Genomic DNA, 15,318 nt, shown 5'->3' on the forward strand with positions numbered 1-15,318 from the left:
ATGCTAAGCTCGCGGCCATGAAACGGGTTTTACTTGCTCTGCTGCTGACAACCACGCCTGCCCTCGCCGATTACATCGGCCCTGACGGCAAGACGCGGGATTGCTATTGCACCGACACATCCGGGTCTCGCATCGAACTGGGTGAGATGATCTGCCTTCAGGTCGACGGACGCATGTTCACCGCGCAATGCCAGATGTCCCTTAACGTTCCCATGTGGCGCGAGGTTCAGGAGGGGTGTTTGTCGTCCAAATTACAAAGTGAGCCTTTCGACCCCATAGATCTGGACGATGCGTCCTGACCGTTTGCGCAACGACTAGAATTGTGCCAACCACCCATCGACCCGCGCCTTGTTCACACCGAAATCCCTGCGACCGAACCGCAAACGGCCATGGATGCGCAAGATGTCTCCGTCCTGCTGTACCGTGGTGTAGTCGGGAAAGCCGATCCATTTCGTGCGGGTAACATAGGTGATCATGCCCTCACTGACCGAACCCGCCAAAACAGTGGTGCGCGGCGTGGCTTGGGCAATCTCATCAAGACGCTGCAACCCGTCGGGACCGGTTTCAACAACGCGCAACGCACCACCCGGCAAGTTCTGGCTTTCGGGCGAAACCAAAGCGACGTGCCACCGCGCAGGGTCTGACGGTGCCAGCCGGACATAGGCGCCCGCCCCAACCACAAGCGCAATCACTGCCCACAAAGCCATCTTTTTCATCCCGCTCCATCCCTTTTGTGAACCCTAAGCGGAACAAAACCGGCGGCAAGACATTCCACCGCGTCTTACCGCGACGTCACACCCGGAAGGATGCACAGCATCTCATAGATCAGATTGGCTGCTGTCAGTGCTGTGTTGCCCGATGGATCATAAGGGGGTGAGACTTCGACCAGATCGCATCCCACCACGTTTACCCCATGCAGGGCATGGATCAGTTGCAGCGCTTGCGGTGTCGAAAGACCCGCGATTTCCGGCGTGCCGGTGCCCGGAGCGTATGCGGGATCAAGGCTGTCGATGTCGTACGAGATGTAAACCGGGTGGTCCCCAATGATCTTGCGAACCTGCGATCCGATCTGGGTCAGGTTCTGCTGCCACAGCTCCCATGCGGGGAACTGGCGGAAGCCCCAGTCCTTGGCCTCGGTAAAATCCGAGGCTGCATAACCCGAGCCGCGAATGCCGATCTGGAACGTCTTGTCGGGAACAATCAGCCCCTCTTCATATGCACGACGGAAAACGGTGCCGTGGGTTTCGCGTTCACCGAACATCTCGTCATTCACATCGGCATGAGCGTCCACATGCACCAGCGCCACGGGCCCGTGTATTGCCTTGATGGCTCGCAGGATCGGCAGGGTGATCGAATGATCGCCCCCCATGGCCATCGGGATCACGCCTTTCGCCAAAATGGCGTCATAGCTTTCCTTGATGATCCTGAGGCTGTCCGCAAGCGAGAAGGTGTTGATCGCCAGATCCCCAATATCGGCTATCTGCAAACTGTCGAACGGGGCCGCTCTGGTGGCCATGTTATAGGGCCGGATCATCGCGCTTTCGCCGCGGATCTGCTTGGGGCCAAAGCGCGTGCCCGACCGCCACGACGTGCCGATATCCATCGGCACCCCCAGCACCGCCACATCCAACCCCTCAAGCGAGGAGGCCTGCGGCAGGCGCATGAATGTGTTCGGCCCGGAAAACCGGGCCAGATCATTCCCGCTAAGTGGTTGGTTGAATTCGGTCATGTGCGTAATGGTCCCGTCCCTGTTCGTCACTTGATCCAGCACATACCTTAAGCATGGCTAACTGTTGGTTAACGTGAACCCTTGCGGGTTTACCCATCTGCTTTATCCAGCTTGTTCCACCCCAACAGGCAAATGATCTGCGTCGCCACATGGGCCCCAGCAATCGCTGTCGCACCTGAGGTGTCAAAGGGCGGCGATACTTCGACAACGTCCCCGCCCTTGATATTGATCCCGGCAATGTCGCGCAGGATGATTTGCGCCTGAATCGAGCTTAATCCACCCCAGACTGGCGTGCCCGTACCAGGGGCAAAAGCCGGGTCAAGACCGTCGATGTCAAAGCTGAGGTAAACGGGGCTGTCACCAAGAATGTTCTTGATCTTCTCTGCCACAGCAGCTGGTCCCGATTCATAAACCTCGCGCGCATCGATGATGTTCACGCCCAGCGTATCCTCGTTCGTCGTGCGAATACCCACCTGGACCGAGCGTTTCGGATCGACAATGCCCGACTTTACCGCCTTGTAGAACATTGTCCCGTGATCCACGCGGGACATGTCGTCGTCGGCCCATGTGTCGGTATGCGCATCGAATTGCAGCAGGGACATTGGCCCGAATTTCTCGGCATAGGCCTTGAGGATCGGAAAGCTGATATAGTGATCGCCACCCAACGCGACCGACGCCACATCAGCAGCCAGAATGGTTCGGATGTGGTCGGTCAGCGTGTCAGGAAAGGCCGGGATATTGGCGTAATCATAAGCCATATCGCCATAATCCACGATCGCCAGTTCACTCAGCGCATCAAAGGGCCAGCCATAAGGCGCATCGGGCGACTGAAGCGCGCTGGCCTCACGGATCGCCCGCGGGCCAAGGCGCGTGCCGGGCCGGTTCGTAACTGCCTGATCAAACGGCACGCCAGTAACGGCGATGTCCACACCCTTCAGGTTCTTGGTGTAAAGCCGCCGCAGAAAAGACGTCGCCCCGCCGAACGTATTTTCATAAGACAACCCTTTGAGGTCCGGATTGGTGAATGCCTCATCCACCTGGTTTCTTGCGTCTTCCAGTGCCATGTCTTCTGTAGTCCCTTTCCCGAACCTTTATCAGCTCAACGGCTGCGCTTTTTCCACGATCCGCGCGAAAAACGACGCGCCCACCGGCGCGATTTCGTCGTTAAAGTTGTATTTCGGATGATGCAGCCCTGCGCCTTCGCCCTGCCCAAGGAACAAATAAGCACCGGGGCGCTTTTGCAGCATGTACGAGAAATCCTCGGCCCCCATCTCGCGCCCGGTATTGCCGGTGACGCGGTCGTCTCCGGATATTTCACGCGCCACCTCGGTCGCAAATCCCGCCTTTTCGGCATCATTGATGGTGGCAGGGTAATCTACATTGTATTCCAATCGCGCCTCGACCCCATAGGATTTGGCTTGCCCCTCGACAATCTCGGCCATGCGCCGCATCACCATCTGCTGGACGTTCGGGTCGAATGTTCGAACGGTGCCGTTGATATAGGCCGTATCCGGGATCACGTTGTTGACCGTGCCGGTGTGGATTTGCGTGACCGAGACAACAAGATCATCCAGCGCATAATGGTTGCGGCTGACAATGGTCTGAATGGCCTGCGCAATCCCACAGGCCGCCATAACCGGATCACGGGTTTCATGCGGCATCGCACCGTGGCCACCGACTCCCTGAATATGCACTTCGAACGTATCGACAGCCGCCATGATCGGCCCCGGCGTGGTATAGAATGTCCCTTCGGCAAATCCCGGCGCGTTGTGCAGCGCGTAGACCTGTGAGATGTCGAACCGGTCCATGATGCCTTCTTCGACCATCACACCAGCACCACCGCCATCTTCCTCGGCGGGTTGAAAGATCAGCGCCACGCGACCGCTGAAATTTCGCGTCTCGGCCAGATAACGTGCCGCGCCCAGTAGCATGGTAGTATGCCCGTCATGGCCGCAGGCATGCATCTTTCCGGGGTTCTGAGAGGCATAGTCAACGCCCGTTTCCTCGGTAATTGGCAACGCATCCATATCGGCGCGCAAGCCAATCGTCGGCCCGTCGCCCTGCCCGTTGATGATCGCGACCATCCCGGTCTTTGCGATCCCCTCATGCAACTCATCAACCCCGAACTCACGCAGACGTTCGGCCACAAAGGCTGCCGTTTCATGGCATTCGAATTCCAACTCGGGGATGGTATGCAGATACTGGCGCCATCTGGTCATGTCGGCAGAGAAATCGGCAATTCGGTTGACGACGGGCATCTGGGGTGGACTCCTGATCGGGACTGCGGAATGGATGCATCTGACACCGGAATGAAAGGGTTCGCAATGGCTGAAAATCCTCTGATCCATGACAGCAATGCAGGTATCGAACGGCTGCTGGAAATCATGCGCCGCCTGCGCGATCCGCAATCCGGCTGCCCGTGGGATATCGAACAGGATTTCGCGACCATCGCCCCCTATACGATCGAAGAGGCCTATGAGGTCGCTGACGCCATCGAACGCGAAGCCTATGACGAGCTTAAGGGAGAGCTGGGGGATTTGCTGTTCCAATCCGTGTTTCACGCCCAAATGGCAGAAGAAGCAGGACATTTCACCTTTCAGGACGTGGTGCGCACCATGTCCGACAAGATGGTCAGCCGCCATCCGCATGTGTTTGGCGATGAATCCCGCGACAAGTCGGCCGACCAGCAAACCAAAGATTGGGAAGCCATCAAAGCCGCCGAGCGGGCGGGCAAAGAACAAAAAGGTGCACTGGACGGTGTGGCTGCAAACCTGCCCGCCCTGTTGCGCGCGCATAAGCTGCAAAAACGTGCCGCTCGAGTGGGGTTCGACTGGCCTGACGCCAGCCATGTGCTGGCCAAGATCACCGAAGAAGCGGCCGAACTGGAAGAGGCGCGCGACAAAATGGATGCCGACGCGCTGGAAGACGAGTTCGGCGATCTGCTGTTCGTGATGGTCAATCTGGGCCGTCATCTTGGCATCGAACCCGAAGCCGCCCTGCGTCGCACCAATGCCAAGTTCACCCGTCGCTTTGAAAAGGTCGAAGCCCGGCTGGCCGAACGGGGCAAGACCCCCACGCAAAGCGATCTGGCCGAGATGGATGCGCTGTGGGACGAGGTCAAAACGGAAGAGCATCGCGCCAACGGCAAACTCCCGCCGGCGGATGCACTGACGGCGACCAGAAACGGGTAGACAAGCGATCCGACACTTGCGAGTGTCCCACCTTCACGACCCCCGGAGACGCCTATGCCCCCTCGCAAGATCATCATCGACACCGATCCCGGTCAGGATGACGCCGTCGCCATACTGTTGGCGCTGGCCAGCCCGGACGAGATCGAGGTTCTGGGTATCACGGCCGTCGCGGGTAACGTCCCGCTCGCCCTCACGGCCAAGAACGCCCGAATCGTTTGTGAATTGGCCGGACGTACGGATGTGCCGGTTTATGCGGGCTGCGACAAACCGCTGAACCGCCCACTTGTCACCGCGGAACACGTGCACGGGAAAACCGGGCTGGATGGCCCGGTCCTGCCGGATCCGCAGGTGCCCTTGGCTGAAGGTCACGCTGTGGACTTCATCATCGACACCCTGCGCGCTGAAGAATCTGGGACGGTGACCCTATGTCCACTGGGGCCGCTGACAAACATCGCGACTGCATTTCGCAAAGCCCCCGATATCATCGACCGCGTGCAGGAAATCGTCTTGATGGGTGGGGCATATTTCGAAGTCGGCAACATCACCCCCACCGCTGAATTCAACATCTATGTCGACCCAGAAGCTGCTGATATCGTTTTTAAATCCGGAAGGCCAATCGTTGTCATGCCATTGGATGTCACACACAAAGCGCTGGTGACCAAATCACGAAACGACGCGTTCCGCGCATTGGACAGCAAGGTTGGACATGCCGTGGCCGAGATGACGGATTTCTTTGAACGCTTCGACAAAGAGAAATACGGCAGCGCAGGCGCCCCCCTGCACGACCCTTGCGTCACTGCCTATCTGATCCGCCCCGAGCTGTTTTCGGGTCGCCACGTGAATATCGAGATTGAAACAGGGTCCGACCTGACCATGGGCATGACCGTTGCGGATTGGTGGGGTGTCACCAACCGCGCACCAAATGCGTTGTTCATGGGGGAAATCGACGCTGACGGCTTTTTCACCTTGCTGACAGAAAGGCTGGCCAGATTATGAGCGCCGCCCTCCGCCTTGCGCGCCCCGAAGATCTGGATCGCCTTATGACGCTGGTCACCGCCTTTCATACCGAGGCCGGACTGACACAGGACGCCGACAAGACACGCAATGCCCTCGCCCCCATGCTGGATGGCATCCCTCATGGCTGTGTCTATTTGATCGGGCCCGGACGCGCGCCGTTGGGATATATCATCCTGACCTTTGGCTGGTCAGTCGAGTTCGGCGGCATGGACGGTTTCGTGGACGAGATCTATATACGCCCCGCCGTTCGGGGCCGCGGCATTGCCACCGAGGTTCTTTTGGACCTGCCCAAAGCTCTTGCCGGGGCAGGCCTGATGGCTCTTCATCTGGAAGTCGACCGAAACAATGATTCTGCCCAAAAGCTCTATCTGCGCACCGGGTTCAGACAACGTGACAGGTATATGCTGATGAGCAAGGTACTTTAGCGCGACTCGCCGCGGAAGATATTTGCCGGATTCATGTCCTGAACCGGGTCATTCGACGAAACCTGTTCTCCGGTTATCGGATACGTTCCCGGACCCGCGCAGGCGGACAATACTGTGATGGACGTTGTGGCGATTATCAGAAGGAATTTGGATACAGACATCGTAGTCTCCTTTCTGCAATGAAGACAAACTACGGCATTCGGTGTGGACGTGATAAGTAACAAGTTCACACATAAGAATAAATAAGTCACATCTTTATTATCAAATACCTCCAAAACAGACGGATATATCCCTGAAAACTTTAACTTTTCTCAGGCCCGTGTGTGTGTTTCTCAAATAGCGGCATCTCGAAAAAAAGCAGGTGGTCGCGTGCGATTACAGGAGTTTGGTAATAGGCGTCGCGCAGGTGAAAGCCCAAAGACAGGTATAACCGAGTCGCCGCTTCCAGGGGTTTGCCGGTGTCCATTCGAATATAGTCGAACCCAAGATCTCGACACATTTCGATCAGCGAAAGCATGATGGCACAGCCTGCGCCGGTCCCTCTTGCTGCGTCAGTTACAAATACGCGTTTGATTTCAGCCACACTAGGCTCGTACGTGTGAAACATGCCGCAGCCGACCGGTTCCCCATGCAGTAATGCCAGTTTGATCCCACCGTTCGGCGGCGTGTGTTCCGCGTCGATGTTGTCCATTACACGGGTGTATTTTTCGCTTGGGTAGAAGGCCCGAACGATCTGGGCGGTTCTTTCATCCAGTGCGAGCAGGAAATCCCTGTAATCCCAACACAAACGCCGAACCGCTTCAAACTGGTCCGGCGTTTCCGGTTCGATGATGTTCAGCACAATGCGACCCCCGGATTAAACCCGGGGGTCAGCCTAGCACCACGCGCGTTACTTGCGAAGGATCGACGCGCCTGCGTATTCCGCAACCTCGCCCAGTGATTCCTCGATGCGGATCAACTGGTTGTATTTGGCCAACCGGTCCGACCGCGCCAGCGAGCCAGTTTTGATCTGACCGCAATTGGTCGCCACCGCCAGATCAGCAATGGTGGCATCCTCGGTCTCGCCCGAACGGTGCGACATCACGTTTGTGTAACGCGCACGGTGCGCCATATCGACGGCGCGCAGGGTTTCAGTCAGCGATCCGATCTGGTTCACCTTGACCAGCATCGAGTTCGCGCAGCCGCGCTTGATGCCTTCGGCCAAGCGCGCCGGATTGGTCACAAACAGGTCGTCGCCCACCAGCTGCACCTTGTCGCCGATGGCGTCGGTCAAGGCTTTCCAGCCGTCCCAGTCATCCTCGGACATGCCGTCTTCGATCGAGATGATCGGATAGTCATTGACCAGCGCCGCCAGATAGGCTGCGTTTTCCTCGGACGTCAGGGTGATCCCCTCGCCCGCCAGAACGTATTTGCCGTCCTTGTAATACTCGGTCGCCGCGCAATCCAAGGCCAGGTGGATTTCTTCTCCCGGTTTGTAGCCCGCCTTTTCAATGGACTTCAGGATGAAATCCAGCGCCTCGCGGGTACTGGCGATGTTCGGGGCAAAACCGCCCTCGTCACCGACACCGGTGGCCAGACCGGCAGCCGACAGCTCTTTCTTCAGGGTGTGGAACACTTCGGACCCCATGCGCACGGCTTCGCGAATATTCGCGGCCGAGGTTGGCATGATCATGAATTCCTGAATGTCGATCGGGTTGTCGGCGTGTTCGCCGCCATTGATGATATTCATCATCGGCACCGGCAGCACGCGGGCCGAGGTGCCACCGACGTAGCGAAAAAGGGGCTGCGTGGTGAAATCGGCTGCCGCCTTTGCGGTGGCCAGCGACACGCCCAGAATGGCGTTGGCACCCAGACGGCCTTTGTTATTGGTTCCATCCAGTTCAATCATCGCCTGATCGATGGCCACTTGTTCTGTCGCGTCAAAACCCACCAGTTCCTCGGCGATCTCACCATTCACGGCGGCCACGGCTTCCAGAACCCCTTTGCCCATATAGCGGGATTTGTCGCCGTCGCGTTTTTCAACGGCTTCATGTGCGCCGGTGGACGCACCGGACGGTACGGCGGCGCGGCCCATGGTGCCGTCTTCCAGAATCACGTCGACCTCGACCGTCGGGTTGCCCCGGCTGTCCAGAATTTCGCGCGCGTGGATGTCAATAATGGTGCTCATGAGGTCTGTCCCTATGGCTGCAGTCGGTTGCACGCGTCATAGCAGCAACCGGCCAAAAGTAAACCGGTTCCGTTATCGCTAACACGCATATTTACCGACCTTTAGGGCTAACAGTTTGCTGTTTGCGCCAACAGGTTCACGCCGGGACCAGATTGCGCGCCAAACGTCGCTCGCGGATAAAGGTATACAGGCCAGATCCGATGATGAGGCTCGCCCCTGCCATTGTCAGCGCGTCAGGGCGTTCCCCGAACATCAGCATTCCGGCAAGGATCGAAAACACCAGACGCGTGTAACGGAATGGCATCATGGCCGAAGCCTCGCCAACCCGCATGGCCGTGACGATGCCGTAATACCCTAGAACACCAAAACCGATCGCCCCCAGATACGGACCTGCCTGGCCGCTTTGTACCGGCACGAAGGGTGTTCCTGAAACGACCATCAACAGCAACCCGGCCAGCGCCACTGCGATATACGCCTGCATCGCCACAACGGATGAAGCCACCCGAACATCCAGCTTGCGGGTTATCAGATCACGCGCCGCAATCGCAAACACGGTCAGCACGACAAACAGCGAGTCCGGCTGAAACCCTTCCAATCCGGGGCGAATGATCATCAGAACACCGACAAAGCCGACACCAATGGCACTCCAGCGGCGCCAGCCGACCTGCTCTCCCAGAAACAGGGCCGCGCCCATGGTCACGGCAAGCGGCATGGCCTGAAACACGGCGGCGACAGTGGACAGATCGATCAGCGACAGCGCGGTGACAAAGGTCACGGCACCGAATCCTTCTGTCCCTGCGCGCAGCATCGGCAGCAGTTTCCACGCCACGGGATCGAAGATGCGTTTGCGGGTGACCACCGACATCACCGCAAAGACAAGCCCGCAGAACACACCCAGACACACCATGATCTGACCGGTCGGCACAGCGCCCGACAGGAACTTGATGAACATATCCTCAAGCGAAAAGGCCGCCATCGAGCCGATCAGCAAAAGGATGCCGTTTACGTTATTCATGCGCGCGTCCACAGGAAAAGGGTACTTGGGGTGCAGTGTCCGGGCACATGAACCGCAACCAGCGACGTCTGGCAAGCCATTTCCCGACACGTTCAATGAATTAACGTGTTGGGGCCATTCGCGATTTGTGATGGATCACTCCTGCTTGAGCGGTACGCCGTACAGCTCCAGCCGATGCCCTTTCAGCTTGTACCCAAGCTTGGCGGCGATCTTTTCCTGCAGGGCTTCGATCTCGGGGTCGACAAATTCGATAACCTCCCCCGACTGCATGTCGATCAGGTGATCGTGGTGATCACGCTCGGCATCCTCGTAACGGGCCCGCCCATCGCCGAACTCCAGACGCTCCAGAATACCGGCCTCTTCGAACAGTTTGACCGTACGATACACCGTCGCAATTGAGATGCCTGTGTCGATGGCAGAAGCACGCGCGTACAGTTCTTCGACATCCGGATGGTCGTCGCTTTGTTCCAATACCTGCGCGATGATCCTTCTTTGACCGGTCATGCGCAGACCTTTGGCCTCACAACGTCCAATAATCGTTTCCGACATGATGCCCCTCAGAATTGCTCGGGTGTCTGTCTTAGTATGTCTGCGCACTTTGCGCCACAGGGATTTCTTCTTTTCCGTTGAAGTTAAGCCACGCGCGCCAAATCAGCCCAAACCGGCAAATGATCCGATGCGATATGTGCGGGGCGCGCGTCATGGACACCATGCGCAGTGGCCCTGACGCCCGCGCCCAGCGCGATCCGATCCAGCGCGCCCAGCGGCTGCGCGGCGGGAAAACTTGGCTTGGGGGGCAGGAAACGCATTTCGGGTGCCAGGTGATCCAGAATCGGCTGTCGGGACCATTCGTTGAAATCCCCCGCCCAGACAGTCGGCATCTGCTCCAGCTCTTTATCAAACCGCCTGATATGCGAGATCTGCTGACGTCGCGATGCGGGCAACAGCCCCAGATGCATACCCATCACCCGCAACGGCCCGATAGGGGTATCAAATTCGACACGGACCGCGCCGCGCGGTTCAAGCCCGGGCAATTCGTGATGTCCGGTCCGCCGGACCGAAAGGCCCTCGCCACGCCAGATCACCGCGTTGCCATGCCAGCCCAGACTGCCGGCACCGCCCAGATCGACGATCTGCCAACCGGCTTCATCCAGCATGAAATGCGGCAGGGCCGCCGGGCGCGGCGGCAGACGTTTGTCGGCCTCCTGCAACACAACGATATCGGCCTGCATATGTTCGATGACCTGCAAAATGCGCTGCGGCTGGCGCCGGAAATCCAGCCCGAGGCATTTCTGAATGTTATAGCTGGCGATGCGAAGGGTGGAAGATAACTGCATATAGACCTGACCAGTGGGCTTGACCCAAAGTGCCACGCCTGTCGCCGGACGCAACCCTTCAGTTTCACTTCTCAACAACGGCAACCGGGGAAGTCGCTTCGTTAAAATATATCGCCTAAAAACCCCGCACGTGGCGTGGCCGGAAACAGATGGGTTTCCCCTCATATCATCCAGGTGCGGCAGGACGGAGATGCAGCAGTTTCAGCGCATCCGACACCGATCTGGACCGGACAAATCCGTTTGCCCCTCCCAGCGAAACGTTCCGCAGCGAGGGATTTCCAGAGATGTTTCACCGTCACGTACCGCAAAACGTGGCGTGCACAACTTCGTTATCGGTCGGGGGCCGTTTCAGATCCGCCGCTTCTGCCTGCTCGTCGTAAGGCCGCGCGAGGACAGCGTTCAGCCGATGGAACGGCTGGTAATCCCCCGCCACCGCTGATTGGATCATCTGCTCGACACGGTGATTGCGCGGAATATAGGCCGGGTTCGCTGCGGTCATCACTTCATGCGGCGAGGCCTCACGCGCCAAACGTGCACGCCAGCCTTCTGCCCAACTGTCAAAGGCCTGTGGATCGACAAACTGATCGCGCGCGGTATCCTTGCCCAGCGCACGGAAGGTGTTGGTGAAATCAGCCTGCCCCTCGGCCATGCGTTTTAGCAGATCGGTGATCAGCGCCTGATCGCCTTCTTCAGCGGTCGTCAGTCCGACCTTTGCCCGGAACCGGGTCAACCAGTTCTGTTGCAGCAGGTCCGGCATGGCATGCACGATCTCGGTCGCCTCCTCAACAGCGACCTCCTTGTCGTCCATCTGCTGAATCAGAGAGGTTGCCAGCTGCGCCAGATTCCAGACGGCAATATCTGGCTGGTTGGCATAGGCATAACGGCCCATTCGATCTATCGAGCTGTAGACCGTATTGGGATGATAAGCATCCATGAAGGCACAGGGGCCATAATCGATGGTCTCACCCGCGATCGAGCAATTGTCGGTGTTCATGACCCCATGGATAAAGCCCACGCTCATCCACTGCGCGATCAGCCGAGCCTGCGCATCCCGAACGGCCCGCAACAGGCCCATTGGCCCTTCGGCCCCGGGAAAGTGGCGCGCGATGGCATAGTCCGTCAGGCACCGCAGATTGTCCAACTGCCCCCGCGCGGCAAAGACCTGAAAGGTACCTACCCGCAAATGGCTGGTTGCAACCCGGGTTAGCACCCCACCGGGCATCGGACCCTCCCGGAACACGGTTTCACCGGTCTCTACCGCCGCCAGCGCGCGTGTTGTGGGGATGCCCAGCGCGTGCATCGCCTCGGACACCACGTATTCGCGCAGAACCGGACCCAGCCAAGCCCTGCCGTCGCCGCGACGCGAAAACGGCGTCGGGCCCGAGCCTTTCAGCTGAACATCCCGCCGCACACCATCCGTTCCGACAGTTTCGCCCAACAGCACCGCGCGTCCGTCCCCAAGCTGCGGGTTGTACTGGCCAAACTGATGCCCGGAATAAAGCTGCGCGATGGGGTCCGCACCATCGGGGATGCGATTACCTGCAAAGGCTTCTGCCATCTCTTGCACGTCGCCCGGATGGACCTGCAACAGCCGTGCCAGATCATCATTGAACGCGATCAACTTGGGCGCGCGTACAGACGCCGGTTTCTGTCGCGCAAAAAACGCGTCCGGCAGGCGGGCATATGAGTTATCGAATGGAATGGTCAGTGTCATGCGGCAAACATATTCCCCGTGCGCACAAATACCATAGCGGATCACACCTTGCCGTGCATAATCGCGCCAAACACACGAGGGGCCACATGACCGCACAAGAGATCATCGACCGCCTGAACTTGCACCCTCACCCCGAGGGCGGCTGGTACGCGGAAACCTGGCGCGCCGAAAACAAGGGCCGCCCGACCGGCACCTGCATCTACTTCTTGCTGCAGGCGGGGGAAAGCAGTCACTGGCACCGGGTCGACGCGACCGAGATCTGGCTCTTCCACGCGGGCGCGCCACTGATTCTGTCCTTGAGCGCAACAGACAAGGGTCCGGCGGCCGACCACGTGTTGTCACCCGATTTGTCTCGGGGCGCACCGCAACTGATTGTTCCCACCGGCCATTGGCAGGCCGCGCGCAGCACCGGTGATTACACGCTGGTCAGTTGTACAGTGTCTCCCGGATTTCAATTCGATGGGTTCCAACTGGCAGAACCTGGGTTTGATATCCCTCGGGGATAGGTTGATCTTGGAATGCTCTGAAAAGGTGAGTTTACAGAAAGTTACGCATTTATCATTCTGTAAACGCAACCGCAGGTATCGGAGCATCGGGTGATTGTGAAACACATCTTTCTGGTCCTTCTGCTTCTGTTCGCAAACACCGGTCTTGCAAACGCCGAGATCGCCTGTGCAGAATCCCCCCTTTCATCCGAATTGGCGCTGCCCGATCTGGAGGAGGAAGTCGCAACCGAACACAAAGAACCTGCCGCGACTGTCGAACCTGCGGTGCTGATCTCGAAACGCCCTGCGCTGCGCCCTTGCAAGTTCCGCCAGTTTGAAGTGGGTCGCCAGCGTATGCGTGACCGCGGGGCGGTCTGTGGTGACTGGACCATCTTGGGCGAAACCCGCGCGTCTTTGGCTGGAAAAGCGCAAGGTTGCGGCATCGCCAACCCGGTCCGGATTTACAGAATTTCGGACATTGCGCTCAGCCAGTTCTCGCTGATGGACTGTCAGACAGCCGTTACGCTGAAAACGTGGATCGAAAACGTCGCCAAACCCGCCTTCGCCGAACTGGGTGGTGGGCTCAAGGGGATGCGCGTTGTTGGCCACTATGCCTGCAAGACGCAGAACAACCAGCCCTATGCGCGCATCTCCGAACATGCGCGAGGTCGGGCCATCGATATCTCGACCTTCGTGTTGCAGGACGGAACGCAGATCACCGTTCAGAACGGATGGAGCGACACCGATCAAAGCACCGTGTTACGAGAGTTGCACAGCGGAGCCTGTGGCCTGTTTGGAACTGTTCTTGGTCCTGATGCTGACCGGTATCACAAAGGGCATTTTCACTTCGACACAGCCCGTCGCAGTGGCAAGCCTGTGTGTCGATAACGCGTTAGCCGTTACCTGGATGTAGCCTCAACCCACCGGTTGAGCGTTCACTGTACTGACCATACCGCCGCCTACCAGCGCTTTCACCCCGGTTGTTCCGGGGCACGAGGTTGGCAATCCCCGCGCCACGCGCACGGCCAGATAGGCAAAAGCCTGCGCCTCGAGCATATCGCCGTCCAGCCCCACGGCCTCGACCGGTTCGACAGGGCAGTCGAGAGATACGCGCAGCATCTCCATCAACACCGGATTGCGCCGTCCACCGCCTGTAACCAGCACGCAAGACGGCGGTTGCGGACAGTGTTCCATCCCCTGCACCACCCCCGCTGCGCACATCCCGGTCAGGGTCGCCACCGCGTCAGCGTCACCCAGTTCTTTCACCAGGTCGATCATCTCAGAGAAATCATTCCGGTCCAGCGACTTGGGCGGCATGCGTGCGAAGAAAGGCTCAGCCAGGAACAGCTCCAGCGCACCCATTTCGACGGTGCCATTGCGCGCAACCGCACCATCCCGGTCCATCGGCTGCCCCAGCCGGGCCTGCATCAGGTCATCGACCGGTGCATTCGCCGGCCCCGTATCAAAGGCAAGCAGCGCCCCCGGCGCCTCGGGACCATCAAAGCTTGGGTCCACATAGGTCAGATTACCAACACCGCCCAGGTTCAGAAAGCACAACGGGCGGTCCGCGCCAAACCACTTGGCGCAAGCAAAGTGAAAAAACGGCGCCAGCGGAGCACCCTCGCCCCCCATCGCCACGTCATCGCTTCGGAAGTCCCAAACCACCGGGCGCCCCAAAGCCTGCGCCAGACCAAGACCATCGCCCACCTGCAATGTCCCGCGCCCGCGCGGTTCATGCGCCAGCGTCTGGCCGTGAAAGCCGATCAGATCCACGTCTTCGAACTCGGACAGCGCCTCGGCATGGGCAAAGGTCACCATCTCAGCTGCCGCATCGACTTGCGGGCCGTGCCATTGCCCCAAAGCCGCCCGCAGAATTTCGCGTTCGGCTTCGGTATAGGCGCGATAACCGCTTTTCCCGAATCCAGCGATGGAATGCCCGTCGGTTTCCACCACCGCAGCGTCCACCCCGTCCAGCGACGTACCGGACATCGCGCCCAATGCCCGAACCATTCCGTGTTTCTTGATGGTTTGGCCCAAGCCTGCCTCCTGATCTGGCAATGTTTCCGCCGTGCCCGGGGTTTCCGGACTTCACCTCTGGGTTGCAGCTTGGTCAAGGTGCTTTTGTTATGCCGCCTTGGCAAGCCTTCTGATTGGGCGCGTCGGTTTTTTTCCGACGTCGCGCTTCAGGATCAACACCCCGGCCATCAAGGTGCGCGCGCATATCACGGCACGCGGTTT

General features: G+C 58.8%; 18 protein-coding genes. 6 read left to right on the plus strand and 12 right to left on the minus strand.

Annotated features, from left to right (window positions below; all coding sequences use genetic code 11):
* The first annotated feature begins 17 nt into the window (after positions 1–17).
* Positions 18–299, plus strand: coding sequence for a hypothetical protein (locus ACR0M9_RS02975; protein ID WP_480480576.1), 282 nt, complete (start codon positions 18–20; stop codon positions 297–299).
* Between the two features lie 15 nt (positions 300–314).
* Here the strand turns inward: ACR0M9_RS02975 and ACR0M9_RS02980 are convergent, their stop codons facing one another.
* The 4 genes from ACR0M9_RS02980 to ACR0M9_RS02995 all read right to left on the minus strand — a co-directional run bounded on the left by ACR0M9_RS02980 (position 315) and on the right by ACR0M9_RS02995 (position 3,987).
* The gene (locus ACR0M9_RS02980; RefSeq protein ID WP_480564421.1) at positions 315–716 is read right to left on the minus strand and encodes a DUF1499 domain-containing protein; all 402 of its coding nucleotides are present in this window, start codon (positions 714–716) and stop codon (positions 315–317) included.
* A 65-nt stretch (positions 717–781) separates the two neighbouring features.
* Positions 782–1,729 carry an agmatinase gene (gene speB / locus ACR0M9_RS02985; protein WP_480504872.1) on the minus strand — a complete coding sequence of 316 codons (948 nt, stop codon included), beginning with the start codon at positions 1,727–1,729 and terminating at the stop codon, positions 782–784.
* Positions 1,730–1,818: 89 nt separating this feature from the next.
* Positions 1,819–2,793 (minus strand): agmatinase, encoded by a 975-nt coding sequence (gene speB / locus ACR0M9_RS02990; protein ID WP_480480570.1) that lies wholly within the window; start codon positions 2,791–2,793, stop codon positions 1,819–1,821.
* A 30-nt stretch (positions 2,794–2,823) separates the two neighbouring features.
* Entirely contained in the window at positions 2,824–3,987 is a 1,164-nt protein-coding gene (locus tag ACR0M9_RS02995; RefSeq protein ID WP_209503692.1) for a M20 aminoacylase family protein, read from the minus strand.
* Between the two features lie 66 nt (positions 3,988–4,053).
* On the opposite strand from ACR0M9_RS02995, the gene mazG reads away from it, so the two are divergent.
* Genes mazG through ACR0M9_RS03010 form a run of 3 tightly spaced genes read left to right on the plus strand, consistent with a single transcriptional unit; the run spans position 4,054 to position 6,362 of the window.
* Positions 4,054–4,920 carry a nucleoside triphosphate pyrophosphohydrolase gene (gene mazG / locus ACR0M9_RS03000; protein ID WP_480772948.1) on the plus strand — a complete coding sequence of 289 codons (867 nt, stop codon included), beginning with the start codon at positions 4,054–4,056 and terminating at the stop codon, positions 4,918–4,920.
* A 54-nt stretch (positions 4,921–4,974) separates the two neighbouring features.
* Positions 4,975–5,916 (plus strand): nucleoside hydrolase, encoded by a 942-nt coding sequence (locus ACR0M9_RS03005; RefSeq protein WP_480772805.1) that lies wholly within the window; start codon positions 4,975–4,977, stop codon positions 5,914–5,916.
* On the plus strand, positions 5,913–6,362 hold the full coding sequence (locus ACR0M9_RS03010; protein ID WP_480772806.1) for a GNAT family N-acetyltransferase: 450 nt from the start codon (positions 5,913–5,915) through the stop codon (positions 6,360–6,362). Before ACR0M9_RS03005 ends, ACR0M9_RS03010 begins: the two co-directional genes overlap by 4 nt.
* Here ACR0M9_RS03010 and ACR0M9_RS03015 read toward each other — a convergent pair.
* From ACR0M9_RS03015 to ACR0M9_RS03045, 7 genes are all read right to left on the minus strand, one after another.
* Positions 6,359–6,523: a hypothetical protein gene (locus tag ACR0M9_RS03015; RefSeq protein ID WP_480480564.1), complete on the minus strand. Its 165-nt coding sequence runs from the start codon at positions 6,521–6,523 to the stop codon at positions 6,359–6,361. The genes ACR0M9_RS03010 and ACR0M9_RS03015 overlap by 4 nt on opposite strands.
* A 140-nt stretch (positions 6,524–6,663) precedes the next feature.
* Positions 6,664–7,203 (minus strand): GNAT family N-acetyltransferase, encoded by a 540-nt coding sequence (locus tag ACR0M9_RS03020; protein ID WP_480772807.1) that lies wholly within the window; start codon positions 7,201–7,203, stop codon positions 6,664–6,666.
* A gap of 48 nt (positions 7,204–7,251) precedes the next feature.
* Positions 7,252–8,529: a phosphopyruvate hydratase gene (gene eno, locus ACR0M9_RS03025; RefSeq protein WP_480772808.1), complete on the minus strand. Its 1,278-nt coding sequence runs from the start codon at positions 8,527–8,529 to the stop codon at positions 7,252–7,254.
* Between the two features lie 136 nt (positions 8,530–8,665).
* On the minus strand, positions 8,666–9,544 hold the full coding sequence (locus ACR0M9_RS03030) for a DMT family transporter (protein WP_267364551.1): 879 nt from the start codon (positions 9,542–9,544) through the stop codon (positions 8,666–8,668).
* 135 nt (positions 9,545–9,679) lie between these two features.
* On the minus strand, positions 9,680–10,093 hold the full coding sequence (locus ACR0M9_RS03035; RefSeq protein ID WP_209503686.1) for a Fur family transcriptional regulator: 414 nt from the start codon (positions 10,091–10,093) through the stop codon (positions 9,680–9,682).
* An 83-nt stretch (positions 10,094–10,176) separates the two neighbouring features.
* On the minus strand, positions 10,177–10,881 hold the full coding sequence (locus tag ACR0M9_RS03040) for an endonuclease/exonuclease/phosphatase family protein (RefSeq protein WP_480772949.1): 705 nt from the start codon (positions 10,879–10,881) through the stop codon (positions 10,177–10,179).
* Between the two features lie 295 nt (positions 10,882–11,176).
* Positions 11,177–12,595, minus strand: a complete 1,419-nt coding sequence (locus ACR0M9_RS03045; protein ID WP_480772809.1) for a protein adenylyltransferase SelO — start codon at positions 12,593–12,595, stop codon at positions 11,177–11,179.
* Between the two features lie 86 nt (positions 12,596–12,681).
* Here ACR0M9_RS03045 and ACR0M9_RS03050 point away from each other — a divergent pair, with 86 nt between their 5' ends.
* Together ACR0M9_RS03050 and ACR0M9_RS03055 are read left to right on the plus strand one after the other, a co-directional pair.
* Positions 12,682–13,101, plus strand: a complete 420-nt coding sequence (locus ACR0M9_RS03050; RefSeq protein WP_480772810.1) for a cupin domain-containing protein — start codon at positions 12,682–12,684, stop codon at positions 13,099–13,101.
* A gap of 90 nt (positions 13,102–13,191) precedes the next feature.
* Entirely contained in the window at positions 13,192–13,968 is a 777-nt protein-coding gene (locus tag ACR0M9_RS03055) for an extensin-like domain-containing protein (protein ID WP_480485389.1), read from the plus strand.
* A gap of 27 nt (positions 13,969–13,995) precedes the next feature.
* Here the strand turns inward: ACR0M9_RS03055 and ACR0M9_RS03060 are convergent, their stop codons facing one another.
* Positions 13,996–15,069, minus strand: a complete 1,074-nt coding sequence (locus tag ACR0M9_RS03060; RefSeq protein ID WP_480545807.1) for an anhydro-N-acetylmuramic acid kinase — start codon at positions 15,067–15,069, stop codon at positions 13,996–13,998.
* Positions 15,070–15,318 lie beyond the last annotated feature (249 nt).

It is taken from the genome of Ruegeria sp. CH2 (genome assembly GCF_056537065.1).

What these genes read in the sequence shown, in the direction of transcription:
- ACR0M9_RS03045 (WP_480772809.1), bottom strand. Translation starts at nt 12,595, where the DNA reads ATGACACTGACCATTCCATTCGATAACTCATATGCCCGCCTGCCGGAC.
- ACR0M9_RS03050 (WP_480772810.1), top strand. Translation starts at nt 12,682, where the DNA reads ATGACCGCACAAGAGATCATCGACCGCCTGAACTTGCACCCTCACCCC.
- ACR0M9_RS03010 (WP_480772806.1), top strand. Translation starts at nt 5,913, where the DNA reads ATGAGCGCCGCCCTCCGCCTTGCGCGCCCCGAAGATCTGGATCGCCTT.
- ACR0M9_RS03015 (WP_480480564.1), bottom strand. Translation starts at nt 6,523, where the DNA reads ATGTCTGTATCCAAATTCCTTCTGATAATCGCCACAACGTCCATCACA.
- ACR0M9_RS03060 (WP_480545807.1), bottom strand. Translation starts at nt 15,069, where the DNA reads ATGTCCGGTACGTCGCTGGACGGGGTGGACGCTGCGGTGGTGGAAACC.
- speB (WP_480504872.1), bottom strand. Translation starts at nt 1,729, where the DNA reads ATGACCGAATTCAACCAACCACTTAGCGGGAATGATCTGGCCCGGTTT.
- ACR0M9_RS02995 (WP_209503692.1), bottom strand. Translation starts at nt 3,987, where the DNA reads ATGCCCGTCGTCAACCGAATTGCCGATTTCTCTGCCGACATGACCAGA.
- speB (WP_480480570.1), bottom strand. Translation starts at nt 2,793, where the DNA reads ATGGCACTGGAAGACGCAAGAAACCAGGTGGATGAGGCATTCACCAAT.
- ACR0M9_RS03035 (WP_209503686.1), bottom strand. Translation starts at nt 10,093, where the DNA reads ATGTCGGAAACGATTATTGGACGTTGTGAGGCCAAAGGTCTGCGCATG.
- mazG (WP_480772948.1), top strand. Translation starts at nt 4,054, where the DNA reads ATGGCTGAAAATCCTCTGATCCATGACAGCAATGCAGGTATCGAACGG.
- eno (WP_480772808.1), bottom strand. Translation starts at nt 8,529, where the DNA reads ATGAGCACCATTATTGACATCCACGCGCGCGAAATTCTGGACAGCCGG.
- ACR0M9_RS03040 (WP_480772949.1), bottom strand. Translation starts at nt 10,881, where the DNA reads ATGCAGTTATCTTCCACCCTTCGCATCGCCAGCTATAACATTCAGAAA.
- ACR0M9_RS02980 (WP_480564421.1), bottom strand. Translation starts at nt 716, where the DNA reads ATGAAAAAGATGGCTTTGTGGGCAGTGATTGCGCTTGTGGTTGGGGCG.
- ACR0M9_RS02975 (WP_480480576.1), top strand. Translation starts at nt 18, where the DNA reads ATGAAACGGGTTTTACTTGCTCTGCTGCTGACAACCACGCCTGCCCTC.
- ACR0M9_RS03005 (WP_480772805.1), top strand. Translation starts at nt 4,975, where the DNA reads ATGCCCCCTCGCAAGATCATCATCGACACCGATCCCGGTCAGGATGAC.
- ACR0M9_RS03030 (WP_267364551.1), bottom strand. Translation starts at nt 9,544, where the DNA reads ATGAATAACGTAAACGGCATCCTTTTGCTGATCGGCTCGATGGCGGCC.